Source organism: Pantoea sp. 22096 (assembly GCF_052045955.1).
Classification (GTDB): Bacteria; Pseudomonadota; Gammaproteobacteria; order Enterobacterales; family Enterobacteriaceae; genus Pantoea; species Pantoea alfalfae.
In genome coordinates, this window is record NZ_JBQEPW010000001.1 from 970,568 (window position 1) to 995,957 (window position 25,390).

The 25,390-nt window shown below is 54.0% G+C and carries 26 protein-coding genes and 1 pseudogene; 12 read left to right on the forward strand and 15 right to left on the reverse strand.

Annotation, left to right across the window (positions count from 1 at the left end):
• Nucleotides 1–13: 13 nt before the first annotated feature.
• The 9 genes from fabI to ACTJKZ_RS04485 form a co-directional block, all read right to left on the reverse strand.
• Entirely contained in the window at nucleotides 14–802 is a 789-nt protein-coding gene (gene fabI / locus ACTJKZ_RS04445) for an enoyl-ACP reductase FabI (RefSeq protein ID WP_090960651.1), read from the reverse strand.
• Between the two features lie 141 nt (nucleotides 803–943).
• Nucleotides 944–1,747: a putrescine export ABC transporter ATP-binding protein SapF gene (gene sapF / locus ACTJKZ_RS04450; protein WP_161736802.1), complete on the reverse strand. Its 804-nt coding sequence runs from the start codon at nucleotides 1,745–1,747 to the stop codon at nucleotides 944–946.
• 1 nt (nucleotide 1,748) lies between these two features.
• Entirely contained in the window at nucleotides 1,749–2,744 is a 996-nt protein-coding gene (gene sapD / locus ACTJKZ_RS04455; protein ID WP_440829289.1) for a putrescine export ABC transporter ATP-binding protein SapD, read from the reverse strand.
• Entirely contained in the window at nucleotides 2,745–3,635 is an 891-nt protein-coding gene (sapC, locus tag ACTJKZ_RS04460; protein ID WP_013357991.1) for a putrescine export ABC transporter permease SapC, read from the reverse strand. It lies immediately after the preceding gene.
• On the reverse strand, nucleotides 3,622–4,587 hold the full coding sequence (sapB, locus tag ACTJKZ_RS04465; protein WP_161736800.1) for a putrescine export ABC transporter permease SapB: 966 nt from the start codon (nucleotides 4,585–4,587) through the stop codon (nucleotides 3,622–3,624). The genes sapC and sapB overlap by 14 nt, the downstream gene beginning before the upstream one ends.
• Nucleotides 4,588–6,210: an ABC transporter substrate-binding protein SapA gene (gene sapA / locus ACTJKZ_RS04470; RefSeq protein WP_161736799.1), complete on the reverse strand. Its 1,623-nt coding sequence runs from the start codon at nucleotides 6,208–6,210 to the stop codon at nucleotides 4,588–4,590. It lies immediately after the preceding gene.
• Between the two features lie 333 nt (nucleotides 6,211–6,543).
• Complete coding sequence (locus tag ACTJKZ_RS04475) at nucleotides 6,544–6,966, reverse strand: hypothetical protein (RefSeq protein WP_161736798.1); 423 nt, start codon at nucleotides 6,964–6,966, stop codon at nucleotides 6,544–6,546.
• Nucleotides 6,944–7,360 carry a polymorphic toxin type 44 domain-containing protein gene (locus tag ACTJKZ_RS04480; protein WP_440829290.1) on the reverse strand — a complete coding sequence of 139 codons (417 nt, stop codon included), beginning with the start codon at nucleotides 7,358–7,360 and terminating at the stop codon, nucleotides 6,944–6,946. The genes ACTJKZ_RS04475 and ACTJKZ_RS04480 overlap by 23 nt, the downstream gene beginning before the upstream one ends.
• Nucleotides 7,361–7,363: 3 nt before the next feature.
• Nucleotides 7,364–7,849, reverse strand: coding sequence for an Hcp family type VI secretion system effector (locus tag ACTJKZ_RS04485; RefSeq protein WP_122458382.1), 486 nt, complete (start codon nucleotides 7,847–7,849; stop codon nucleotides 7,364–7,366).
• Between the two features lie 422 nt (nucleotides 7,850–8,271).
• On the opposite strand from ACTJKZ_RS04485, the gene ACTJKZ_RS04490 reads away from it, so the two are divergent.
• Nucleotides 8,272–9,507 (forward strand): MFS transporter, encoded by a 1,236-nt coding sequence (locus ACTJKZ_RS04490; protein WP_440829291.1) that lies wholly within the window; start codon nucleotides 8,272–8,274, stop codon nucleotides 9,505–9,507.
• Between the two features lie 92 nt (nucleotides 9,508–9,599).
• Here the strand turns inward: ACTJKZ_RS04490 and pspF are convergent, their stop codons facing one another.
• On the reverse strand, nucleotides 9,600–10,601 hold the full coding sequence (gene pspF / locus ACTJKZ_RS04495; protein ID WP_161735239.1) for a phage shock protein operon transcriptional activator: 1,002 nt from the start codon (nucleotides 10,599–10,601) through the stop codon (nucleotides 9,600–9,602).
• Nucleotides 10,602–10,765: 164 nt separating this feature from the next.
• Between pspF and pspA the strand changes: the two genes are divergently transcribed.
• From pspA to ACTJKZ_RS04525, 6 genes are read left to right on the forward strand one after another with little or no spacing between them, the layout of a single operon-like run.
• Nucleotides 10,766–11,431: a phage shock protein PspA gene (pspA, locus tag ACTJKZ_RS04500; RefSeq protein WP_098050427.1), complete on the forward strand. Its 666-nt coding sequence runs from the start codon at nucleotides 10,766–10,768 to the stop codon at nucleotides 11,429–11,431.
• A 35-nt stretch (nucleotides 11,432–11,466) separates the two neighbouring features.
• Nucleotides 11,467–11,694, forward strand: a complete 228-nt coding sequence (gene pspB, locus ACTJKZ_RS04505) for an envelope stress response membrane protein PspB (protein WP_161735233.1) — start codon at nucleotides 11,467–11,469, stop codon at nucleotides 11,692–11,694.
• Nucleotides 11,691–12,041, forward strand: a complete 351-nt coding sequence (gene pspC, locus ACTJKZ_RS04510; protein ID WP_013357981.1) for an envelope stress response membrane protein PspC — start codon at nucleotides 11,691–11,693, stop codon at nucleotides 12,039–12,041. Before pspB ends, pspC begins: the two co-directional genes overlap by 4 nt.
• A 55-nt stretch (nucleotides 12,042–12,096) precedes the next feature.
• Nucleotides 12,097–12,345 carry a phage shock protein PspD gene (gene pspD / locus ACTJKZ_RS04515; protein ID WP_003853796.1) on the forward strand — a complete coding sequence of 83 codons (249 nt, stop codon included), beginning with the start codon at nucleotides 12,097–12,099 and terminating at the stop codon, nucleotides 12,343–12,345.
• Nucleotides 12,326–13,723 (forward strand): YcjX family protein, encoded by a 1,398-nt coding sequence (locus ACTJKZ_RS04520; RefSeq protein ID WP_222925428.1) that lies wholly within the window; start codon nucleotides 12,326–12,328, stop codon nucleotides 13,721–13,723. Before pspD ends, ACTJKZ_RS04520 begins: the two co-directional genes overlap by 20 nt.
• Nucleotides 13,720–14,781, forward strand: coding sequence for a YcjF family protein (locus ACTJKZ_RS04525; RefSeq protein ID WP_440829292.1), 1,062 nt, complete (start codon nucleotides 13,720–13,722; stop codon nucleotides 14,779–14,781). The genes ACTJKZ_RS04520 and ACTJKZ_RS04525 overlap by 4 nt, the downstream gene beginning before the upstream one ends.
• A gap of 42 nt (nucleotides 14,782–14,823) precedes the next feature.
• Here ACTJKZ_RS04525 and ACTJKZ_RS04530 read toward each other — a convergent pair whose 3' ends face one another.
• From ACTJKZ_RS04530 to ACTJKZ_RS04540, 3 genes are read right to left on the reverse strand one after another with little or no spacing between them, the layout of a single operon-like run.
• Nucleotides 14,824–16,242: a hypothetical protein gene (locus ACTJKZ_RS04530; protein WP_285088411.1), complete on the reverse strand. Its 1,419-nt coding sequence runs from the start codon at nucleotides 16,240–16,242 to the stop codon at nucleotides 14,824–14,826.
• 48 nt (nucleotides 16,243–16,290) lie between these two features.
• Entirely contained in the window at nucleotides 16,291–17,241 is a 951-nt protein-coding gene (locus ACTJKZ_RS04535; RefSeq protein WP_161735221.1) for a glycosyltransferase family 2 protein, read from the reverse strand.
• Complete coding sequence (locus ACTJKZ_RS04540) at nucleotides 17,241–17,597, reverse strand: GtrA family protein (protein WP_253418714.1); 357 nt, start codon at nucleotides 17,595–17,597, stop codon at nucleotides 17,241–17,243. Before ACTJKZ_RS04540 ends, ACTJKZ_RS04535 begins: the two co-directional genes overlap by 1 nt.
• 229 nt (nucleotides 17,598–17,826) lie before the next feature.
• On the opposite strand from ACTJKZ_RS04540, the gene tyrR reads away from it, so the two are divergent.
• Nucleotides 17,827–19,392, forward strand: a complete 1,566-nt coding sequence (gene tyrR, locus ACTJKZ_RS04545) for a transcriptional regulator TyrR (RefSeq protein WP_440829293.1) — start codon at nucleotides 17,827–17,829, stop codon at nucleotides 19,390–19,392.
• A gap of 329 nt (nucleotides 19,393–19,721) precedes the next feature.
• Here tyrR and tpx read toward each other — a convergent pair whose 3' ends face one another.
• The gene (gene tpx / locus ACTJKZ_RS04550; RefSeq protein ID WP_161735213.1) at nucleotides 19,722–20,225 is read right to left on the reverse strand and encodes a thiol peroxidase; all 504 of its coding nucleotides are present in this window, start codon (nucleotides 20,223–20,225) and stop codon (nucleotides 19,722–19,724) included.
• Nucleotides 20,226–20,371: 146 nt separating this feature from the next.
• Between tpx and ycjG the strand changes: the two genes are divergently transcribed.
• Nucleotides 20,372–21,355, forward strand: a complete 984-nt coding sequence (gene ycjG, locus ACTJKZ_RS04555) for an L-Ala-D/L-Glu epimerase (RefSeq protein WP_440829294.1) — start codon at nucleotides 20,372–20,374, stop codon at nucleotides 21,353–21,355.
• Here the strand turns inward: ycjG and mpaA are convergent.
• A complete protein-coding gene (gene mpaA / locus ACTJKZ_RS04560; protein ID WP_161735208.1) occupies nucleotides 21,330–22,037 on the reverse strand; it encodes a murein tripeptide amidase MpaA in 708 nt (235 codons plus the stop codon). The two genes, ycjG and mpaA, sit on opposite strands and share 26 nt — an antisense overlap.
• A gap of 152 nt (nucleotides 22,038–22,189) precedes the next feature.
• On the opposite strand from mpaA, the gene ACTJKZ_RS04565 reads away from it, so the two are divergent.
• From ACTJKZ_RS04565 to ynaL, 3 genes and pseudogenes are all read left to right on the forward strand, one after another.
• Entirely contained in the window at nucleotides 22,190–23,809 is a 1,620-nt protein-coding gene (locus tag ACTJKZ_RS04565; RefSeq protein ID WP_440829511.1) for a peptide ABC transporter substrate-binding protein, read from the forward strand.
• A 118-nt stretch (nucleotides 23,810–23,927) separates the two neighbouring features.
• Entirely contained in the window at nucleotides 23,928–24,911 is a 984-nt protein-coding gene (gene zntB, locus ACTJKZ_RS04570) for a zinc transporter ZntB (protein WP_161735206.1), read from the forward strand.
• Between the two features lie 300 nt (nucleotides 24,912–25,211).
• A pseudogene (ynaL, locus tag ACTJKZ_RS04575) lies at nucleotides 25,212–25,316 on the forward strand (proline-rich small protein YnaL); the annotation flags it as partial.
• Between the last annotated feature and the right edge of the window lie 74 nt (nucleotides 25,317–25,390).

The following is a 25,390-nucleotide window of genomic DNA, read 5'->3' on the forward strand; positions in this document are numbered from 1 at the left end:
GCCCTTGCAGAACTTATTTCAGTTCCAGTTCGTTCATTGCGGCGATGCTGAAGCCGCCATCAACGTGTACCACTTCACCGGTGATGCCGCCAGCCAGATCAGAGCAGAGGAATGCTGCTGAATTGCCGACATCTTCGATGGTAACGGTACGGCGAATCGGGGTAACCGCTTCGCAATGTGCCAGCATCTTACGGAAATCTTTGATGCCTGATGCGGCCAGGGTACGGATTGGACCGGCAGAAACGGCGTTAACACGCACGCCTTCAGGGCCCATCGCGTTTGCCATGTAACGCACGTTAGCTTCCAGCGACGCTTTCGCCAGACCCATGACGTTATAGTTCGGGATCGCGCGTTCAGCACCCAGGTAAGAGAGGGTCAGCAGCGCAGAATTTGGATTCAGCATCTCGCGGCACTCTTTGGCCATCGCGACGAAGCTGTAAGCACTGATGTCATGCGCGATTTTAAAGCCTTCGCGGGTAACGGCATTCACGTAATCGCCAACCAGCTGATCGCCTGGGGCGAAACCGATAGAGTGAACGAAACCGTCAAATTTCGGCCAGGTTTTTGCCAGTTCAGTGAACAGCGATTTGATGCTCTCATCTTCGGCTACGTCACATGGCAGCACGATGTCTGAACCCAAATCTTTAGCAAACTCTTCCACACGACCTTTTAACTTGTCGTTCTGGTAGGTGAAAGCCAGTTCTGCGCCCTGTTTGTGCATCGCCTGTGCAATACCGTAGGCGATGGAAAGTTTACTGGCAACGCCAGTAATCAGAATGCGCTTACCGGAAAGAAAACCCATAGCTGTAATCCTTATGGTCATTGTAGTTGGCGGCCGCATGGTTAAAAAGTAAGCGACCGACGTTAATCGACGTGCGGATTCTAGCACGTCTCTCATAAATCAGGTAAATCGGCCCGCAATTTCCGCGATATGCAGCAAAAATCAGCGCTCGCGCCGCCAGGCTTCGGCACTCAGTGCTTCGCCAAAATGGCTGCTGATCAGGCGTCGGGTCAGATCGTGCAGCGGGGAGGCGAGCACATCAGCCGTGCCGCCGCGCTCGACCACTTCGCCCTGATGCATCACCAGCACCTTATCGCTGATGTGCTTCATCATGCCCAGATGCTGAGTGACATAAATGTAGGCGATTCCGTGTTTCTCCTGCAGTTCCAGCATCAGATTCACCAGTTGGGAACGCATGGTCATATCCAGTGAGGCCAGCGCTTCATCGGCCACAATCACTTTGGGTTGCAGGATCAACGCGCGCGCCAGGCCCAGACGCTGTTTCTGACCGGGTGCCAGCATGTGCGGATAATATCCGGCATGATCGCGCAGTAATCCCACCTGACGCAGAGTAGCGATAATGCGTTTTTCGCGCTCTTCCGCAGTGAGTTCGGTATTGAGTCGCAGCGGGAACTCCAGGATCTGGCTGATGCGCTGACGTGGATTGAGTGAGGTTGAGGGATCCTGAAAAATCATGCGGATGCGCTGGCTGCGATAGCCGTAATCGCCAAAGGTAAGCGGATGGTCGTCAATCAGAATCTCACCTTCGGTGGGGGCGATCATGCCGCTGAGCATCTTCGCCAGCGTGGACTTGCCGGAACCGTTTTCACCGATAATCGCCAGCGTCTGCTTTTCGCGCAGGGTAAAGCTGACCGACTTCACCGCTTCAACGTGCTGGCGGCGGAACAGGCCGGTGCGATAGCGAAAGGTTTTACTCAGGTTGCGCACTTCCAGCAGGGTCTCCATGCTACTGGCCCTCCATATTCAGCGGGAAATGACAGGCGAAGAGATGTGTCTTACTGCCGGTGAGGCGCGGCGTTTCAACACATTTGCGTTGCGCGTAGGGGCAGCGCGGCCCCAGACGGCAGCCAATCGGCAGGCTTTCCAGCGAGGGGATGGCGCCTGACAGCGTATTGAGACGGCTTTTATGCGGCAGCGCGCGGCCAAAGTCGGGCATCGCCCGAATCAGCGCCTGCGTATAAGGATGATGCGGCGTACTCATTAAATCTTCGCTCTGAGCGGTTTCCACCGTCTGACCGCAGTACATCACGTTAATGCGGTCCGCCCACTGACTCATGCTGCGCAGGTCGTGGCTGATCAGCAGAATAGTGGTGTTGTTATTCTGGTTCAGACGGCTTAGCAGGCGGAATATCTGCGCCTGCGTCGTGGGTTCCATAGCATTGGTCGGTTCATCGGCAATCAGCAGACGCGGCTGGTTAGCCAGCGCAATGGCGATCATCACTTTCTGGCATTCGCCTTCGGTCAGCTCGTAGGGGAAGCTGCGCATGATGTCTTTATGATCTTTGATGCCGACGCGATGCAGCAGTTCGATAGCGCGGGTTTTGCGCCAGAACCAGAAGCGTTTAAGCCATGGACCTTTATACGTCCAGCGTGGGATCACCTGCATCAGCTGACGGCCAATGCTCTCAGAGGGATCGAGACAGGATTGCGGCTCCTGAAAAATCATTGAGACGTTATGTCCGATAATGCGACGGCGCTCGCGCGCGGAGAGGCGCAGCAGGTCCACATCATCAAATACCATGCGATCGGCGGTCACGCGCCAGTTATCGTTGGTCACGCCGCAGATAGCTTTGGCGACCAGACTTTTACCGGAGCCGGATTCACCAACCAGACCCCGTATTTCACCTTCGCCCAGCGTCAGATTAACACGGTCGACCGCTTTGACCGGCCCGTCAGCGGTCATAAATTCAATGGTCAGATTACGGATATCAAGTAATGGCATTTATTCCACTCCCGCTTCGACGGCGCGACGGATGCCGTCACCGAGCAGGTTAACAATTAATACGCTGACCATCAGCGCCACACCGGGCAGCATCACGGTCCAGGGCGCAACGTAGATCAGCTCCAGCGAATCGCCCAGCATCGCACCCCATTCCGGCGAAGGCAATTGCGCGCCGAGGTCAAGAAAGCCGAGTGCGGCAATATCCAGAATCGCCATCGACAGCGCGCGGGTAATTTCGGTAATCAGCAACGGTAAAATGTTTGGCAATATAGCGTAGCGCAGAATATTACGGCCACGCGCACCGTCCAGGCGTGCGGCAACCACATACTCTTTTTCCAGCTCATCATGCACGGCACTGTAAATCTCGCGCACCAGGCGTGGCATCAGCGCCAGCCAGACCGCCAGCAGGGCATGCTCAAGACGCGGCCCGAGAAACGCCACTACGATAATCGCCAGCAACAGCGACGGAAGAGAGAGCAGGGTGTCCAGCACGTGGTTCATCACCGCCGAGCGAATGCCGTGCGTCATGCCCGCCAGCACGCCCAGCACCAGCGCGCCCAGCGTAGCGAATAGCGTCACAAGAATCGCCGAACCCACCGTCGGGCCGGCACCACTCAGCAGGCGACTCAGTACGTCACGGCCCAGATCGTCGGTGCCGAGGAAAAACGAGACATCGCCGTAGCGCGACCATGACGGCGGCAGCAACTGATATCCCAGGAACTGCTGGTCGATACCATAAGGTGCCATGAACCCGCCAAACAGGCAGAGCAGCAGCAATGCGCCAAAGCCATACAGGCCGACCATCGAAATCGGGTTGCCATAGAAATGATGCCAGCTCTGACGAAACGCGCTGGGCAGGCGTTTTTCGGCGTAAATATTATCGGAGGGCATACCATTCCTTATGTTTCAGCGGATTCATTGCCGCACCAATCACGTCAGAAATCACATTCACCAGAATCACCAGCCCGCCAATCACCATCACACCCGCTGAGATCGCCGCATAATCCTGCTGACGAATCGCGTTGATCAGCCATCGGCCCAGACCAGGCCAGTTAAAGACCATTTCGGTGATCATCGCCAGCGTCAGCATGGTGGAGAATTGCAGGCCCAGACGCGGGATGACGGGCGGTAACGCGTTGTGCAACACATGGCGGCGGATCACCGTAAAGCGCGAAAGACCGCGCGTGGCCGCTGCTTTGACATAATTTTTATCCATCACATCGCTGGTGCTGTTGCGCAGCAGCCGGATCACTTCTGTGGTCGGCGCCATCGCCAGCACCAGCACCGGAAGAATCAGGTGGGACAGGGCGCTGATAATCATCTCATGCCGCCAGGGCGAAGGACTCAGCCAGGCATCAATCAGCGCAAAGCCGGAGATATTCTGCACCGGATAGAGCAGGTCGTGACGTCCCGATACCGGCAGCCAGCCCAGGGTCAGCGAGAAGAACAGCGTCAGCAGCAGTGCCAGCCAGAAAATGGGTGCAGAGAAGCCGATCAGGGCCACCGCACTGATAGTTTTATCCTGCCATTTATTGCGCATCACACCGGCGCAAATCCCCAGCGGGATACCGACCAGCAGCGCAAACAGAAACGCCAGGATACAGAGCTCCATGGTGGCCGGGAAAACCTCACGCAGCTGCAGCCCAATCTCCTGACCGTTGGTGCTGGAGACGCCGAAATCAAACTGCAGCATCCCTTTAAACCAAAACCACCAGGCATCGGAGAGCGCAGCGCCTTCCAGCGGGGCGTTAGGGGTAAAGTAGCTCAGGCTGAAGCTGACCAGCGACAGCAGGAACAGGGTAATGAGCAGCAGCAGCAGGCGGCGCAAAATATAGATAATCACTTACTTACCCTCATCAGCTTCACGATAAACTCCGGCAAACGAGGCGTTGCCAAACGGACTCAGTACCAGCCCTTTGATATCATGACGAAATGCCTGCAGTCGCAGAGAGGAGGCCAGCGGCAGCACCGGTAACTCCTGCGCAAGAATCTGCTGCGCTTTGTCATAACTGTCTATGCGGCCAGAGAGTTGTTGTGATAACAGAGCGTTCTGCAGCGTTTCGTCAAAAGCCGGAGAGCACCAGTGCGCGTAATTGGTCTGCGAGCGAATCGCCGCACAGCTGAGTAGCGGGCGGAAGAAGCTGTCCGGATCGTTACTGTCGGTTGCCCAGCCTGACAGCGTCAGATCATGATTCATTGCCATCAGCTGCGCCTCCTGAAAACGTCCCTCTACCGGCACAATTGTCAGCCGGACGCCAACCTGCGCCAGATCCGCCTGTAACAGTTCGGCGGTTTTCAGCGGGCTGGGATTCCACGACTGCGAGGCGGCAGGCACAACCAGCCTCAGATGAAGATCGCTGATGCCGAGTGCAGCCAGCGCGGCACGGGACTTCCCGGGATCATAGCCGGTAATGCGTGCATCATTGTCATAAGCCCATGACGCGCGCGGTAATATCGAAGCGGCCGTTTCGGCAGTGCCGTAATAAATCGACTCCATTAACCGCTCATTGTTGATGGCCAGCGCCAGCGCATGCCGCACTTCAGGGCGGTCGAGCGGCGGTTTACGGGTATTAAAAGCCAGATAGGCGATGTTCATACCGGGACGCAGCGTCATCCGCAGGCGCGGGTCATCGCGCAGTATGCTGAGCTGGCTTGCAGCGGGATAGGCAAGTACATCGCATTCACCGGTTAACAGTTTGGAGAGGCGCCCGGTTCCGCCGGAGCCAAGATCGATCACCGCCTGTTGCAGACGCGGCACCCCACGCCAATAGTGAGGATTGCGCGCCAGACGGATGTACTGACCGGTGCGATATTCACTGAGCTGATAAGGACCGGTGCCCACTGGCTGACGATCCATCTCTTCCTGACGGCCCTTAGCGGTGAGCTGGTCGGCATACTCTTTCGACAATACCGGCGCATAGTGGGTCGCCATATGCCACAGGAACGAGGCATCCGGGCTGTTAAGCCTGAACTCAACCGTTCTGTTGTCGATCTTCTTCACGCTCTGTACGGAATCGGCAAATTGCAGACTATCAAAGTAGGGGTAGTTACCGCCATTGACGTTATGCCAGGGGTGATGACGGTCAAACATCCTTGCAAAGCTGAAGACCACATCGTCGGCGTTCAGCGGCCGGGTCGGGCGAAACTGATTAGTCTGCTGAAACTGGACGCCACTGCGCAGATGAAAACGATACGTCGCGCCGTTATCGCGTACTTCCCAGCTCGACGCCAGATCGGGCTTGAGACGATAGGTGTAGGGATCGACATCCAGTAAGCGGTCATACAACTGTGCTGCCAGCGTATCGACAGTCAGCCCGCTGCTGGCCATCTGCGGATTAAAGGTGTTCAGCGTCCCGCTGACGCAATAGACAAAGCCGGTCTGACGTATATCACCGGCAGGCGCTGACCACGCAGGGGCACTTAACGCGCTGAGGCCAAGCAACAGCGAACATAGTAGTTTTAACATAGAACTCAACGATTTTGAGGCATTAACCGAAGTGTATCGCAAAGCGGGCATAGTCCCAAAACCTGCAGCCACTGGCAGCCTGATTTTCGTCATCGCAACGCATAATGCGCACACAGAAGGTGTGGTAATGAGAAAAATTCTCAATAACTGCTTTACAGATGATAATAAGAATGATTATTATTCACCTGCGCTTCGACGGTGGCTCTGCCGAAGAAGAGCACGACATTGCTCACATTGCTTCCAGTATTGTTGCCCGCCTGTTGGCGGGCTTTTTTTTGCTTTTGTAGAGTGGCATGCCTGTCTGGACGGGGAAGAGATTGCAAGCAAAGGGGATCAAAGTGGTGAGGCGGTGAGGAAGACCGGGACGGAATAGGGCTCCTCGTTGATGCGAATACCAGGCAAATTGTGGAAAGCGAAAATCTCGCCGTTAATCGTCAAATATATCGCCTTATCACGAACGCGAGGAAAGACGTCATCATCTGAGGTGATCAGGAAAGGCTTTAGGTCGTCGTTCAGACTTTCTTTAAAAGATTCATCGCTTCGGGATGCATCATAAAGATAAAAACGGTATGAGAAGGCAGTTGTGGCACCCGCACTGGCTTCGGTGATGTAAAGGTTAATCCGGCTGCTGACGTTAACTTTCCTGATGATTGACTGTTCAAGCGGTGATAACTGCGAAAGCCGCCAGCCTGCAAAGACAATAGTCATCAGCATCAGAACCAGCGTGCGCTTTTTAAAAACCGGAACGTTTTGCATAATCTATCCCAGCTCTTATCCAGTATTGATCGTCAGGGTCATCTCCAAAAGGCGCTGCGCCATACCAGACATCAAATTCCTCTCTGCGGGTTCCGGCCCGGTTTTGCGCCCAACCGGCTGCGCGAAGAAAAACAGTGTCTTTTATTCCAGCGGCATGCCCCACAGCACCATAATGAAAATTACCAAAATGTTCATATTGGCTCCCCTGTTGAAATTTATAGTCCCATGGGCCATGTCCTTTAACCTGGTTATAAAACCAGACATATGTCAGGGCTGAGGGTCCCCTGTGAAAACGTGCAACCATCATATTGTTTATCAACGAAACTCCAGCTGGAGTAAATGAAAGAATATCATAAGGAGGAGACGGAGATGCCGCTAAGGCAGGATATCTCATGATTTATGCCTTTTCATTCCAGCTATCTGAAAAAATGATGTTACCATCACAATGCTTCCAGGTTATTTTCTCGTAAGCAAACTCAACGCATTCAAGATGATTATGTTTTTCTTTTTCAGGGTCTTTAGTGTCATGCATAATGGGCGAGATACCGACAATTCTGACATTTTCAAGTAATATGTTGAAGTATTCTTCTTCCTGACCTGCGTAGTTGATATTGTACCATCTGAACTCGGCTGACCTTAATGTTTGTCCAGTTGCCACTGCTTTATAAAGGTAGGGCGAAGAGGAATCGAATTCTTTTTGAACGATGATGGGTGCATGTTTTCTTGTCCCTGTGGGCTTGCCTGTCATAGAATCAGTCGGCAGTCTTAAGTTATGAGAAAAACCCGTAACTTCAATGCTTCCCTCTCGGTCTTTAACATCTACTGAACCATTGATGCTCGCACCACTATCATCTTTCAACCAAAGATATGCTGGAATAGCCATATTAAAAATACTTTAATGGGTTAAGTTATATTCCTTTTGGAGGAGAGTTAATGCTGGCTTCGCATAAACCTCAAGTGCATATTAAAAAAATCGAAGGCATAATGATAAAGATCAATATTTAATAATTTCATATGTAATGGCTGGGATCTTTCCACACCATGGTTATGTAGTGCGAAATGGATTATTCAATTAATTGCTGTAAATCTGATTAAAAGCCACTTCAACTATTAACGGGTATTGGTATCAATAGTTTAGTTAAGATTCAAACCAGAATAGTAAATCATGTAATCCCTTGAATTATAGATTGTGTTTATATCCGCATGCATTCGATGTATCTGACGCTGGAAAGTGTAATATCGCGCTTAACTTTTACAAAAACGCAGGTACTATAAGCTCATCTTCTGGTCACCTACTTCCTGGCAATGAATAAATTCCAAAAAAACGCTCAGGCTTTTCAGCATTCATCCTTTCGTTACCTCTTTTTCGGACGTCTCTTCACCGTACTGGGCAATGGAATTGCTCCCATTGCGCTGGCTTTTGCGGTACTGGATATTGGTGGTTCTGCCTCTGACTTAGGGATAGTTGTTGCGTCCCGCTCACTGTTCAACGTGCTATTTCTGCTGGTAGGGGGTGTCATTGCCGATCGCTACTCACGCAGCCATGTATTAGTTGTATCGGCGCTGGTTGCCGCTGTTTCTCAGGCTATCGTCGCCTGGTCTGTACTCAATGGTTCAGCAACCGTCATTAGCCTGACTTTGCTGGGTGCCCTGAATGGTGCGGCAGCAGGCATCGCTCTGCCAGCTTCGTCTGCGCTGGTTCCGCAGGTGGTTCCTGCAACGGATTTGCGTCAGGCTAATGCTTTAATTCAGCTGGGGATTTATGGCGGTACGGTAATGGGGGCATCGCTGGGGGGAATTATCACCAGCGCTGTCGGGCCGGGATGGGGACTGGCAATTGATGCGCTGGGTTTTGCCGTTTCCGCGCCGCTCTATTTCCTGATCCGTGTGAAATCGAATAAAGCCGCGGCTTCGCAAGGCAATATCCTGCGTGATATCAAAGAAGGCTGGGCAGAGTTCGCCGGACGAAGCTGGATTTGGTCGATAGTCCTTCAGTTTGCCATTATTAACGTCGCGTTCAATGGAATTGCAGAGGTATTTGGCCCGATGATTGCCGACGCCTCTTTCGGACGGGCGCAGTGGGGGATTATTGTGGCCGCCCATAGCGCGGGTTTAATTGCAGGTTCATTTCTGGCTATGAGATGGCATCCACGTCGTGATCTCTTTATTGGCGCGATGCTGGCAGGTCTTTACGCACTCCCAATACTTATGCTGAGCCAGAATGCGTCAGCAGCACTGCTGATAGCAGGGTTCTTTATTGCTGGCATGTCATTGGGCCTGTTCGGCGTAACCTGGGCGCACGCATTACAGACTCATATTCCACCGGATAAGCTGGCTCGCGTGTACGCTTATGATGCGATGGGTTCCTTTATCGCCATTCCCTTTGGACAACTGGTCGCGGGTCCGCTGGCAACACACTTTGGTATGAGTGCTGTATTGCTGATGTCAGCGCTGGCCGTGGTGATGGCTACCGCTGGCGTCGGTCTGGTTCCTGCCATCAGGCAACCTGAAAAAATGGGGACTAAGTCGCACAACACATAATGGATAGATGGCTCTACGTGAAAAACAGCCCGGTTTATACCGGGTTGTTAATTCACAAGGACGAGAAAAATCATAGGTTGGGGTGGCGTAAATTAACTCTCTGCTTTTATATCGTGCTTCTTCATCATTGCGCGCAACTGATGATAGGTGACGCCTAATAATCCGGCAGCGCGGCGCTGGTTATAACGAGCCTGGTGCAGGCTGGCATCGACCAGATCCCGCTCCTGCTGATTCTGCCATTGACGCAGATCCAGCGGCAGAGCAGGCAGGCCGCCACGCTGCGTCTCCTGACTGAATCGCGGGAGCACAACCGGTTCAGAGCGTGAAGCGAACGGGTTGATAATGACATTATCCAGCGGCAACTCGCTGCTGTTGTGACGATAAACCGAACGCTCGACCACATTTTTTAGCTCGCGAACATTGCCGGGCCAGTGGTAATCAAGCAGGGCCTGCTGCGCTTTAGCGGTAAATCCGGGAAACAGCAACAGGCCAAGCTCGCGGCACATCTGGATGGCAAAATGCTCGGCCATCACCAGAATATCGCTGCGACGTTCGCGCAGAGGCGGCAACTGAACCACATCAAAGGCAAGACGATCCAGCAGATCGGCGCGGAATTTTCCTGCCGCCGCCAGGGCGGGCAAATCTTCGTTGGTGGCGCAGACCAGCCGTACGTTAACCTGCAGGGCATGATTGCCGCCTACGCGCTCCAGCTGCCCGTACTCAATTACCCTGAGCAGTTTTTCCTGCACCAGCATTGGTGCGGTTGCCAGCTCATCCAGAAACAGCGTGCCGCCGTCAGCACGTTCAAAACGTCCCAGATGGCGCTTCTGTGCCCCGGTAAAGGCGCCGGCTTCATGACCAAACAGCTCAGAGTCGAGCAGATTCTCATTCAGCGCGGCGCAGTTCAGTGAGATAAAGGGTCCCTGCCACCGGTCAGAAAGATAGTGCAGCCGGCTGGCGATCAGCTCTTTACCCGTGCCGCGCTCGCCAATCACCATCACCGGTTTCTCAAGGGGAGCCAGTTTTGAAACCTGCTCCAGTACCTCCAGAAAATTATTAGACTCACCCAGCAGATTATCATTAGTGCCTGTCATGATGAATTTCGCCATCCCTTAATCATTTTGACTATCTTAAAACAAGGCGAAAAGGCTGTAAAATTTAAAATTACATTAAAATCAATATGATAAAAAGTTGGCACGCATATTGTATTAATCAGGCAGGGCATCACGTTTTAAAACATTAAAAGAGGAACATCATTATGGGTATTTTTTCTCGTTTCGCTGACATCGTAAATGCCAACATTAATTCCCTGCTGGAGCGTGCGGAAGATCCACAGAAACTGGTCCGCCTGATGATTCAGGAAATGGAAGACACGCTGGTCGAAGTGCGTTCCACCTCTGCCCGGGCGCTGGCTGAAAAGAAACAGCTGTCACGCCGTATTGAGCAGGCTGAGCTGCAACAGGCTGACTGGCAGGAAAAAGCGGAGCTGGCGCTGCGCAAAGACAAAGATGATCTGGCGCGTTCGGCGCTGATTGAAAAACAGAAACTCACCGACCTGATCGCCTCCCTGAAACAGGAAGTGGGCCAGGTTGAAGAGACGCTGGAACGCATGAAAGGCGAAATCAGCGAGCTGGAGAAAAAACTGAGCGAGACGCGTGCTCGTCAGCAGGCGTTGACACTGCGTCATCAGGCGGCTTCTTCATCACGCGATGTGCGTCGTCAGCTCGACAGCGGCAAAATCGACGAAGCGATGGCTCGGTTTGAATCTTTTGAACGTCGCATTGACCACATGGAAGCCGAAGCTGAAAGCCACGGTTTTGGTAAACCTAAAACTCTGGACCAGCAGTTTACTGACCTGAAAGCGGATGATGAAATCAGCCAGCAGCTTAATGCGCTGAAAGCCAAAATGAACCGCAGTGAGTAATCATCGACGTTGCGATAAGTGATTAAGGAGAGTCAATGAGCGCACTTTTTCTCGCCATACCGCTAACGATCTTCGTGCTGTTTGTCGCACCGATCTGGTTATGGCTGCATTACAGCAACAAACGCAGCGGCGGTTCGGAACTGTCGCAAAGCGAAATCCAGCGCCTGCAGCGCGTCACGCAGGATGCGCAGCGGATGCGTGAACGTATTGATGCGCTGGAAGCGATTCTGGACGCCGAGCATCCTAACTGGAGGCAGCCATGATGAAAGGTCGTAAATTATGGCGCAAGCCTGATGAAGGCAAGCTGATGGGCGTCTGCGCGGGTCTGGCAGAGTATCTCGACATTCCGGTTCGCCTGCTGCGGGTTATTGTGGTGTTATCGCTGTTCTTTGGACTGTTTGTCTTTACGGTGATCGCCTACTTCGTGCTGGGTTTTGTGCTGGATGAGAAGCCTGCCAATGCCAGTGACGGCGAACGCCAGCCAACCGCCAGCGAGTTGCTGGATCAGCTGGAGAGCACCCTGCAACGGGATGAGCGCAACGTGCGCGACCTGGAGCGCTATGTCACGTCTGAAACCTTCAGCGTACGCAGCCGTTTCCGCCAGATTTGATTATTTTATTCCCGGGCCGTCTTCAGGCCCGTCCGCTCTCTCTATGGAGGTGTTGATGTCTTTTTCGCGATCCACTGCTTTTCGTCACCGCGCGGCACCTGCATTGAAGTCGGCGGCTAAATTCATCATTATCAATGCTGTTACCTACGGTCCTGCTGGTGTGACTGGCTGGGCGGTGAAATCGGTAGCGCGACGCCCGTTACGTCTGTTGCTGGCTGTGGCACTTGAGCCACTGCTGAAACGCGTGATGAACCGGGTGGCATCGCGCTTCATCAGGGAGAACGATGAAAAGACTGCAAACTGAATTAGTGGCGTTGATGAACCGTGGCGTCGATCGCCACCTGCGGCTGGCGGTCACCGGTTTAAGCCGCAGCGGTAAAACCGCCTTTATCACCTCACTGGTTAATCAGCTTTTAACGGTTCACAGCGGCGCACGTTTGCCGCTGTTTTCCGTTGTGCGGGATGAACGCCTGCTGGGCGTGAAACGGGTGCCGCAGCGCGACATGGGCACGGCGCGTTTTACCTACGACGAAGGTCTGGCACAGCTCTACAGCACGCCGCCCGCCTGGCCCACGCCAACCCGCGGCGTCAGCGAAATGCGTCTTGCGCTGCGCTACCGGCCTAATGATTCACTGCTGCGCCATCTGAAAGAGACGGCGACCCTCTATCTTGAGATTGTCGACTATCCCGGCGAATGGCTGCTCGATCTTCCGATGCTGGCGCAGGATTACCTCACCTGGTCCCGACAGATGAACGCTCTGCTGCAGGGCGATCGCGCTGAGTGGGCTAAGTCGTGGCGCGCACTTTGCGAAAAACTCGACCCGTTAGCACCCGCCGATGAAACCCAGCTGGCGGAAATTGCTGCCGCCTGGACCGACTACCTGCATCGCTGTAAAACGGAAGGCTTACACTTTATTCAGCCGGGCCGCTTCGTACTGCCTGGCGATATGGCAGGCGCGCCCGCGCTGCAGTTCTTCCCCTGGCCGACTTCTGATGAGGCGCAACTGACTAAGCTTGCGCAGGCCGACAAAGGCAGCAACTTCAGCATGTTGCAGCAGCGGTTTAACTACTACTGTCAGCATGTGGTTAAAGGCTTTTATAAAAACCATTTCCTGCGTTTTGATCGCCAGATTGTGCTGGTGGACTGTCTGCAGCCGCTGAACAGCGGACCTCAGGCGTTTAATGATATGCGACTGGCACTTACGCAACTCATGCAGAGTTTTCATTACGGTCAGCGCACCCTGTTCCGCAGGCTGTTCTCACCGGTAATCGACAAATTACTGTTTGCCGCCACCAAGGCGGACCACATTACCAGCGATCAGCATGGCAACATGGTGTCTCTGTTGCAGCAACTGGTGCAGGATGCGTGGCAGAACGCGGCATTTGAAGGCATCAGTATGGATTGCATCGGGCTGGCGTCAGTGCAGGCGACGCAAAGCGGGCTGGTCGATCACCGTGGCGAGAAGATCCCGGCCCTGCGCGGTCATCGACTGACCGATGGCGAGCCGCTCACCGTCTATCCCGGCGAAGTGCCGCCGCGCCTGCCCGGTAATGCTTTCTGGCAGCAGCAGGGTTTTCAGTTTGAACAGTTCCGGCCGCAGCAGCTTGACGTTGATCGTCCGCTGCCGCATATCCGCATGGATGCCGCGCTGGAATTTTTATTGGGAGATAAATTGCGATGAGCGATCCGCTGAAGCCGCGTATCGATTTTGCCCATCCGCTGGATGAGAGCAGCACGACGCCGCTGCGTCCGGCGCAAACCTTTGAAGCAGAAGCGCAGGCTGCGTTTCTGGCGGTGCAGGATGAAGATGCCGCCGTTGAAGAGGAGGGCGCAGGTGAACGGGCGGTAGAAGCCGCGCTGAAGCCTAAGCGGAGCCTGTGGCGCAAAATGGTGACAGCAGGCGCACTGCTGTTCGGCGTCAGCGTGATGGCGCAGGGTGTACAGTGGACGCACGATGCCTGGCTGGCCCGCGACTGGTTTTCGCTGGGCAGCGGCGTGGCAGGTGGCCTGATCGTCCTGGCCGGTGTGGGTGCGCTGACCACCGAGTGGCGTCGCCTCTATCAGTTGCGTCAGCGCGCAGAGGAGAGGGATGTGGGCCGCGAGCAGCTGCACAGTCATGGCATCGGCAAAGGCCGCGCATTCTGCGAAAAGCTGGCGCAACAGGCGGAGCTGGATCAGGCGCATCCGGCTCTGCAGCGCTGGCATGCTTCACTGCACGAAACCCACAATGACAGTGAAATCGTCCGTTTATATGCACAGCTGGTGCAGCCAGTGCTGGATCGTCAGGCGCGACGCGAGATCAGCCGTCATGCAGCGGAAGCCACACTGATGATTGCGGTCAGCCCGCTGGCGCTGGTGGATATGGCGTTTATCGCCTGGCGTAATCTGCGGCTGGTCAACCGTATCGCGGCAATCTATGGCATTGAGCTGGGTTACTTCAGCCGCATCCGGCTATTCCGTCTGGTGCTGCTTAATATGGCCTTTGCCGGGGCATCTGAACTGGTGCGGGAAGTGGGTATGGACTGGATGTCGCAGGACCTTGCCGCCCGGCTTTCTACGCGGGCCGCGCAGGGTATTGGTGCAGGGTTATTAACCGCAAGACTGGGCATAAAAGCGATGGAGCTTTGCCGTCCATTGCCCTGGCTGGAGCAGGATAAGCCGAGGCTCGGCGACTTTCGTCGTGAGCTGCTGAGCCAGTTAAAAGAGGCGCTGCAGAAGGGCGGCAATAAGTCCGCCTGAACCTTTGGAGGACAATAAAGGCGGCCTTGCCGCCTTTATTATTTAATGCGGCTGACGCAGGACCTGCCGCGAATCGATAGTCAGGCACTCACCCGGACAGGCAGATTCATCAGTGATCACCGGGTCCGCTGGCAGCGTAAAAGCCATCCCATTCTTCTCCCTGATAAAATGCGCCATTCCGGCGAATGTCCATGACATGCTCAGGCCCAGCCCGCCGAAATCATCATATTTACGTAACGTCGCAACCTTCGGCAGGTACTCCCCGGTCAGGCGATAATAGAGTGCGCCCTTAAAATCTTTCGGAACCTGCTGAATGATTGCCTGATCGAGCAGGGCAAACTCTTTGCGAGCCGGAACGGAGTAGCCGTTGATCAGATGGCTTATCGTCAGCGAGCCAGCCGCTATCACCAGCAGCGTATAAAAAGGCTTTTTCCATTTTATCTTTTTGCTGATTTCAAACAGGCCGAGAATAAATGCGCTGGTGGTAATCAATGCACCGGCAATCAACGTGCGGTAAGCAGCCATGCTTTCGCTGACAATCAGATTGGGCAGTGCGGCGATCAGCAGTAAGACGAACATCAGATAAAATTTGTCGTTGCCTGCGGCTTTAATTTTCTTAAGCCCAAAACCAATAATGGTCGCAGAGAGGATCACCGACACCGTTTTTGCACCGAGATCAAAGTTGCAGATAACGTTTTTCAGGTACTCGGTAAAAAACCATTTCAGCTTAACCGGGATGTCGTAGCTGAATGCCGAGCGGGGCAGCGTGTGACCATAAAGCTGAACGGGCAGCACCTTCGAGGCGAGTAGCGCAGCAAACATGCCTGCGCCCAGCACCATCAGTGAGATTAGCGCCTGTTTCTTATCAATTTTCCGCGCGGAAAAGCAAAGGTCCAGCGCAGCAAAGAAGGTAAAGCTCATTGCGGCCGGTTGGTAGAGACAGAAAGCGATGGTCAGCAGGCAGAATGCTAACAGCCTGGCTGGGATGCCCGGTTTAATCGACAAACGGTAGCTGGCACCCGCCAGTAAAATCGCAGCGATATAGGGGAAACAGGATGCCCATGCAACGTAAACCTGAAATGAAGGGAGCAGACAAATCAATAATGCAAAAGTGATCCGCTGAGCCTGATTCTCCAGCAGCGCATCTTTCTGACAAAGGGTATAGATGTAATACCCGGTAAAAATGAGCAGAACAAGGGCGACAGAACGCAACAGCGCCAGTCGTTCTACGCTCTCCACCAGAAAAGAAGCACTGTACTGAATAACGCCATACACCGGCCTGCCGGATAACGTGTCCCAGTTTAAGATGCTGAGCTTGTCAGAGTTAGCCCAGTAGAGATTTGTCCAGTCATCGGTATAGGCGTAATGGGTTAAATAAGCGGGGCTATAAGCAATCAGAAAAACGATCGCAATAAGTAAAAAAACCTTACGGTGTGTCAGTACGGTATCAGTGGCGAACATCTTACATCCTTATTAATCAGGCCATCTCTCTGCGCCTGAACGCGCGGTTTAATCCGTGTTCTGAGGCGGGGTTAGTCTGGTCGTCGCGGATTTTCGCAAAATATAGCGAGGACGGTTTTTGGTTTCCATATAGATGCGGCCAATATATTCACCCAACACACCAATGCCAATAAGCTGAACCCCACCGAGAAAAAGCACAGAAACCAGAATAGAGGGGTAGCCGGGCACCGGATTACCGAACAGCAGTTTATCCACGATCATCCAGAGTCCATACAGAAAGGCCAGCGAGGCCACTAAGAAACCCAGATATGACCAGATGCGTAACGGAACAGTAGAGAATGAGGTCAGTCCCTCAAGCGCAAGATTCCACAGCTTCCAGCCGCCGAATTTACTGCGGCCAGCAATTCGCTCAGTGCGTACATATTCCACGATGTCCGTCTGTCCGCCGACCCAACTCAGAATGCCCTTCATGAAGAGATTTTTCTCGGGCAGCAGCTTAATGTTCTCAACCACTTCACGCGACATCAGCCGGAAATCACCGACGTTCTCTTCTATTTGCGGATCGCTGATACTGTTGTGCAGTTTATAAAACCAGTGCGCAGTTTTGCGTTTGAGGTGACCATCGGCACGTCTGTCAATCCGCTTGGCTAACACGATATCAGCGCCCGCCTGCCATTTTCGGATCATGTCGGGAATAATCGCGATCGGATCCTGCAAATCCACATCAATCGGGATAACGGCGTCGCCGGTGGCGGCTTCCAGTCCGGCAAATAGCGCCGGTTCCTTGCCGAAATTACGAATAAATGACAGGCTGCACACCAGTGGATCGCGCTGGCTCAGTTGCGTTATCAGCTTATACGTTGCGTCTGTACTGCCATCATCGATAAAAACAATCTCAACCTGCCACTCTGCAAGCGCTTCATATTTTCTGACCGCATCATAAAAAAGAGGGATGACCTCCTCTTCATTAAATACCGGCACCACCAAAGAGATTTTCATTATTCTCCTTTGAATACAACAAAGCGGGAAAAAAGAAAGCCACATACCAGACTGATAGCCGATGAGGCAATCAATGTAATAATTGGATAGAGGCCCAACCGGTCAGCCAGATAACCTACGCTGAATGCCATCGCGCCCATAAAAACGAGGTAAAGAATATAACGCCATGCCGTGGCCTGCTGTTTAAAGGTCCAGCGCGCATTAACAAAGAAAGAGAAGGTGACGGCCATGCAAAAAGCAATCAGGTTAGCGGTCGATTGCATGAGACCCATGCTCAGGGCGAGGAAAAAGGTCAGCCAATGAATCAGGGTATTAACCATACCCACAGTCAGATATTTTGCGAAGAAAGTCAGCATTTTAAAATCAATTCTACTCAGTTAAGAAAAATATACCGTAATCAGCCCGCAATCAACAGTCCGGTGCTGACAAAGACTGACATTCAACCGGAAATGATCGTCGACAGCAGGTTAGTACAAAACCTCACCATACGAGCCAGAACTGTCAACATTTCCTGACAGACACCTTTCTGCAGGTGCGCCACATAGCGTATTATTGTTTTATCTGAACCTGATTAAGGCGAACGCAATGCGTCTGGAAGTGTTCTGTCAGGACCGTATCGGTCTGACGCGTGAACTGCTTGACCTGCTGGTGGCACGCAACATTGATTTACGCGGTATCGAAATCACGGCACTGGGCCGCATCTACCTGAACTTTTCTGCACTGGAATTTGACGCCTTCAGTAATCTGATGGCGGAAATCCGCCGTACACCCGGCGTAACAGATGTGCGCACGGTTACGTACATGCCCTCTGAACGGGAGCATCGCGCGCTGAGTGCGCTGCTGGTGGCGATGCCAGATCCGGTCTTCTCTATCGATCTGAAAAGCAAGGTTGAACTGGCGAATCCCGCTGCTCAGAACCTGTTTAATCTCGATGAAGAGAAGATGCGCAACTTTAGCGCCGGTCATCTGATTAACGGCTTTAATTTCCTGCGCTGGCTCGAGAGCGATCGTGTTGAGGCGCAGGCCCAGCATGTCGTCATTGAGGGGCGTGATTTTCTGATGGAGGCACGTCCCATCTACCTGCCGGGTGAAGAGGGCCAGAGCGACAGGCCGGTTGGGGCGATGGTGATGCTGAAGTCGACAGCCCGTATGGGCCGCCAGTTGCAGAATCTGGTGGTTACCGACGAATCGGAGTTTGACCATATCATTGCCGTCACGCCGAAGATGCGTCAGGTGGTCGATCAGGCACGTAAACTGGCGATGCTTGATGCGCCGCTACTGATTGTTGGCGACACCGGGACCGGGAAAGATATGCTGGCACGCGCCTGTCATCTGCGCAGTGCCCGCGGGAAAAATCCTTTCCTGGCGCTGAACTGTGCCTCTCTGCCCGACGACGTGGCGGAAAGCGAGCTGTTTGGTCATGCTGCCGGCGCTTATCCGAATGCCCTGGAAGGCAAAAAAGGCTTTTTTGAGCAGGCCAATGGCGGCTCGGTTCTGCTGGATGAAATTGGCGAGATGTCGCCAAGAATGCAGACCAAGCTGCTACGTTTTCTTAATGACGGTACTTTCCGTCGCGTCGGCGAAGAGCATGAAGTGCATGTCAATGTGCGGGTGATTTGCGCCACACAGAAGAACCTGATTGAACTGGTGCAGCGGGGCGAGTTCCGCGAAGATCTCTTTTATCGTCTCAATGTGCTGACGCTGCAACTGCCGCCGCTGCGCGATCGTCCACAGGACATTCTGCCACTGACTGAGATGTTTGTGGCCCGCTTCGCGGATGAGCAGGGAATGGCGCGTCCGCGTCTCTCGCCACAGCTCAATGCGTTTCTGACCCGTTATGCCTGGCCTGGCAACGTGCGTCAATTGAAAAACGCGCTGTATCGGGCATTAACCCAGCTGGAAGGTTACGAGCTACGTCCGCAGGATATCGTGTTGCCCGAACAGGCGCTGGATGTGTCACTCGGAGATGAAGCCCTGGAAGGGACACTGGATCAGATCACCAGCCGTTTCGAACGTTCGATTCTGACGCGGCTTTATCTCTCTTATCCCAGTACCCGAAAGCTGGCAAAACGGCTGGGTGTTTCGCACACCGCGATTGCCAATAAGCTGCGGGAATATGATCTGGGGCAGAAGCGTACCGAAAGCGAATAAGCTTTTCAGTTCCTCTTAGCAGACTCATGGCGAATCTGGCAGTCATAGATTAACTCAACGCGAAGCGTTGGCCCGTCTACGGGCGCACCTCAGGGATGAGGTGCGTAGTAACAACGCCGGGAGCGTTTTTGAACAACGCGAAGCGTTGGCCCGTCTACGGGCGCACCTCAGGGATGAGGTGCGTAATTGTGCGGGCCGGGCGGTCATGGATGACAGATTTTGCGTCTCTCCGATCTGCCCCAATTTTCTGTGCAGGCTCGTTCTGACAGCTAATCGAGCCAGACATTATCTGTAACATCGTCGAATAACCTGGCTATCCGCTTTTTGTATTACTTCAACGCGGCCAGCGCAGCGTCGTAATCAGGCTCAGTAGTGATTTCATCAACCAGCTGGCTGTAGAGCACTTTATCGTTCTCATCCAGCACGATCACCGCACGAGCAGTCAGACCTTCCAGCGCACCATCGGCAATTTCCACGCCATAATCATACTTAAACTCTGAGCCGCGCAGCGTCGACAGGGTCACTACGTTGCTCAGGTTTTCTGCGCCACAGAAACGTGACTGGGCAAACGGCAGATCCGCTGAAATACACAGCACCACCGTATTATTCAGTTCACTCGCGGCCTGATTGAATTTGCGCACTGATGAAGCACAGACGCCGGTATCAACACTCGGGAAAATGTTCAGAATCTTGCGTTTTCCTGCATACTCAGAGAGCGCAACGTTGACCAGATTTTTAGCGACCAGCGTAAAAGCTTTAGCTTTATCGCCAGCCTGAGGAAACTGACCAGCAACTGGTACGGCGTTACCCTGAAAATGAACAGTCTGAGACATAGTGATTCCTTTTGATGAGAAAAAACATCCAACACAAAACGGCTAAAGATAGCCGTTGTTTATGACATAAATGTTAAGGGTTTACGAGTTCAATTGTTGAATTTAACGTGGCGGGCTGCCACTGCGTCCTACATTCTGGAGTGGAAATGAGAACGGTAAAAAGTTACCCCGAAGCCTGGCCATTGCATACGCCGTTTGTCATTGCCCGTGGAACGCGAACCGAAGTCAAGGTGGTGGTGGTTGAAATTGAGGAGGACGGCGTCAAAGGCGTCGGAGAAGCGACCCCTTATGCGCGCTACGGTGAAAGCGAAGCCTCGGTGCTGGCGCAAATCGCCACGCTGCTGCCTGCGCTGCAACAGGGCATGACGCGTGAAGCGCTGCAACAGGCACTGCCTGCTGGTGCCGCGCGCAACGCCATTGACAGCGCCCTGTGGGATTTGGCCACACATCAGCAGCAGAGCAGCCTCTGGCAGCTTAGCGGCGTTACCGCGCCTGAGGATGTGGTCACCGCACAGACCGTCAGTATCGATACCCCGGAAGCGATGGCCAGCAGCGCGCTGGCGCTGTGGCAGCATGGTGCAACGCTGCTGAAGGTTAAGCTTGACGATAATTTCATCACCGAACGGCTGATGGCGATCCGCGCCGCCGTGCCGGACGCGACCCTGATTGTGGATGCGAATGAGTCATGGCACGCCGAAGGCCTGGCAGCACGCTGTCAGCTACTGGCCGATATCAATGTGGCGATGCTTGAGCAGCCACTGCCCGCGGATGAGGATGCGGCACTGGAGAACTTTATCCATCCGTTACCGATCTGCGCTGATGAGAGCTGTCATACCCGCGAAAGCCTGGCGGCACTACGAGGCCGTTATGAGATGGTCAACATTAAACTGGATAAAACGGGTGGACTAACCGAGGCGCTGGCACTGGCCGATGCGGCTCAGCAGCAGGGCTTTACGGTGATGCTGGGCTGCATGATCTGCACCTCGCGGGCGATACGTGCTGCGTTGCCGCTGGTGCCGCAGACCCGCTTCGCCGATCTTGACGGGCCAACCTGGCTGGCGGCCGATGCAGAACCGGCGATCAACGTGCGCAACGGTCAACTGATTATTGCTGCCAGCGCAGCAGGTTGACCATCATCTCAAGGTAAGTCTCTGTGGCTTCATCCACGGAAATCACCGGCATTTCAGCGGTGACGCAGGGCAGACTGAGATCGTTACACCAGCTGCCGAATGAGCCTGGCGTGTCATAGCCGACGCTGCTGACTCGGGGAAGGCGGGTGTGGCTGGCCAGCCAGCCGCCTATATCCACCTGATGCGGATCGTCAATGCAGCCCAGCGGTTCATGCCATGAGACGATCCAGCACGGCTTAAGCTGATGAATCAGAGCACAGAGTGCCTGGGTTTCCGGTTCCGAACCCGGATGCGTACCGGTTGAGAGCGCCACATCACGCGCATCGGCCGCGCTGTTCCAGCGATATACCGTCTCGCCTGATTGCCAGTTTGCGGCGGGGAAGTTACGGTTGAGATCGACGCCATTTGCGTTAGCGCGCAGCCCAAGCTGGCAGCCATCCGGATTGACCGCTAATACCACATGGTGCCGACGCATGCCGTCGGGCAGCGTGCGTAATGCGGCAGAGAGCGTCGCGATGGCCGCATTCTCATCACCGTGGGTGCCGGCAAGGATCAGACCGCTGTCGGGATCGCCCAATGGGGCCGGAAACCACAGCAGCGGTGCGCCCAGCACAGAGCGGCCATACTGCTGATAGGGAACGTCAAGTTTGCCCCGCAGGGGTCGCGGATGGAGTGGTGACATACTCATTTCCTCAAAGGGTTTTACTCAAAGTAGCGGAAAAGCCGTGTGCGGAAAATAGCTATTTATCTGTCAGCCATTTGCGCTAAAGTGCCCTGCACAAGCTGTATCAGCAACAGACTGATGCAGCACTTCTTTGGGGTAAAGGAGTGATGATGGTTAAGACCTTTCGCATGACGCTGGCAGCAATCAGTCTGAGCAGTGTTATCACACCCGCTATCGCGGCGAATCCACCCGCTGGCGCACAGCTGGCTGAACAGCAGCAGATCGTTCGCCACATTAAAGATGAACCCGCTTCACTTGATCCGCTTAAAGCAGTCGGACTGCCGGAAATTCAGGTGATTCGCGATCTGTTTGAAGGCCTGACCAATCAGGATGCGCAGGGCAAAATTGTGCCGGGCGTGGCGCAGAGCTGGAGCAGTAGCGACAACAAAACCTGGGTCTTCACCCTGCGCAATAACGCGCGCTGGTCAAACGGCGATCAGGTTACCGCACAGGACTTTGTCTCCAGCTGGCAGCGCCTGGTCGCTCCTGAAAACAGTTCGCCCTTTGCCTGGTTCGCGGGTTTAAGCGGCATTGAAAATGCGGCAGCCATTACCAAAGGCGAAATGACGCCCGATAAGCTGGGTGTGGTCGCTCAGGGTAAAACGCAGCTGAAAGTGACGCTGGATCGTCCGGTGCCGTGGTTCCCGGCGCTGGTGGCTAACGTCGCGCTCTTCCCGGTTCCTCAGAAGACGATTGCGCAGGAGGGCGACAGCTGGACGGCACCCGGCAAACTGGTGGGCAACGGTGCCTATCAGCTCAGTGAGCGGGTCGTAAATGAAAAAATCGTCCTGATCCGTAATCCGGACTACTGGGATGATGCGCATTCGGTGCTGACAAAAGTGACCTTTGTCCCGATCAATGAAGAGTCGAGCGCCACTAAGCGCTATCGCGCAAATGATGTCGATATCACCGAATCCTTCCCTAAAAATATGTATGCGATGTTGAAAAAAACATTGCCGGGTGAGGTCTACACACCTGACCAGTTAGGCACCTATTACTATGCTTTTAACACGCAGAAGGGGCCGACTGCCGATGTGCGGGTCCGCAAAGCGCTTTCATGGTCTATCGATCGCAAAGTCATTGCTGAAAAAGTGCTGGGCACCGGTGAGAAGCCGGCGTGGCACTTTACACCAGATGTAACAGCAGGCTTTAAGCCATTGCCCACTTTCATGCAGCAGCACGATCAGAACACCCTGAACGCGCAGGCGAAAGCGCTGCTCGCCGCCGCCGGTTATGGCCCCGCTAAGCCGCTCAAACTTAAGTTGCTCTACAACACCTCTGAGAGTCATCAGAAAATTGCGATTGCTGTGGCCTCGATGTGGAAAAAGAACCTCGGGGTAGATGTCACGCTGGAAAATCAGGAGTGGAAAACCTATATCGACAGCCGTAATAGCGGGAACTTTGATGTGATTCGTGCTTCGTGGGTGGGTGACTACAATGAGCCATCTACCTTCCTGAATCTTCTGACCTCAGGCAACAGCAGTAATATTTCGCGTTTCAGCAACGCGGATTATGATGCGGCCATCGCCAAAGCCAGCAAAGAGACAAATGACCAGGCGCGCAACAGCGACTACAACCGGGTGGAGCAGATCCTGGCTGAACAGACGCCCATTGCCCCTATCTATCAGTACACTAATGGCCGCCTGATTAAACCCTGGGTCAAAGGCTACCCCATCACCAATCCTGAAGACGTCGCCTACAGCCGTGAACTCTGGATTGAAAAGCACTAAGCCTGTCATGGCTGGTTTTCCGGCCATCGGCTGACATCTTTCTACACAGCCCGGAGATTGCAACTCAACGCCGTCACGCTAGACTGTATCATATTGATTTTAGTAGAGAGGCGACGGAGTGGACGTTATTGAAGGAAAAGCATTACAGGTTTCAGATGCCATCATTTCCTGCCAGCTGGATGGCAAGGGGGGAATGATCCCGATTGCTGAAGATGAAGTCATCCAGTGTGAGCAGCCCTGCTGGCTGCATCTGAACTATACCCATCGCAAGAGCGCCGAATGGCTGCAGTCCACGCCACAAATCCCCGATGCTGTGCGTGACGCGTTAGCGGGCGACAGCATGCGTCCCCGCGTGAGCAGGCTGGGCGACGGATTTATGATTGTGCTGCGCAGCGTTAACCACAACACCGATGCACGTCGCGACCAGCTGGTGGTCATGCGGGTGTTTATCAACGATAAGCTCATCGTCTCCACCCGGCGGCGCAAAGTTTCTGCCGTCGATGAAGTGCTCACCGATTTGCAAAACGGCAATGGCCCGATTGACTGCGGCAGCTGGCTGGTGGATGTCTGTGATGCGCTGACCGATCACACCAGCGAATTTATTGAAGAGTTACATGACAAAATTATCGAGCTGGAGGATGCGCTGCTCGATCAGCGGATGCCCGCGCGCGGCGAGCTGGGCCTGCTACGCAAACAGCTGATTGTGATGCGGCGTTATATGGCCCCTCAGCGCGATGTCTATGCCAGGCTGGCCAGTGAAAAACTGGCCTGGATGGATGACAGTGAACGCCGCCGGATGCAGGAAATTGCCGACCGTCTGGGGCGCGGGCTGGATGATCTGGATGCAGGCGTGGCGCGCACTGCGATTCTGGCTGATGAGGTCGCCTCTGCGATGGCGGAGTCGATGAACCGCCGCACCTATACCATGTCACTGATGGCGATGATCTTTCTGCCCGCCACGTTCCTGACCGGCCTGTTTGGTGTCAATCTGGGCGGCATTCCGGGCGGCGAATGGAAATATGGTTTTTCAATCTTCTGTCTGCTGCTGGTGGCACTGGCAGTAGGGGTCGCAGGTTATCTGCGTAAACGGCACTGGCTCTGATGCGACAAAGGTAATGCGGCAATCCCGCTATGTGGGCTGAAAATCCCGTTAAGCGAACAAAAGCTGATCGACATCAAGAACCCATTGTCGCTGCTGACGCAAACTCTCTCCCGCAGGTGAATGCAACGTCAAGCGATGGGCGTTGCGCTCCATATTGTCTTACTTCCATATTTAGAATTGATGCATAGCACATTTAATTCGAAACATGCCGGCCAGTGTGCCGGCTTTTTTTTGTCTGCCTGGCTGTAACGCCGTTCCTTATCTAAGCTTAAAGTCCATTCGCAACAAAAGGAGTACGGCATGAGCGCGATTCTTAACAGCGAGCCGATCCCCACGGATCCAGTCCCGATTCCTGAGCCAATTCCCCAGCCGCAACCGCAGCCTGATCCACCAACCGATCCGGAATTTCCGCCGATAATGGATCCACCGCCACATCGCAACATATAAAAAAAGGGCGTGCTGCCTGCAGCACGCCCTTA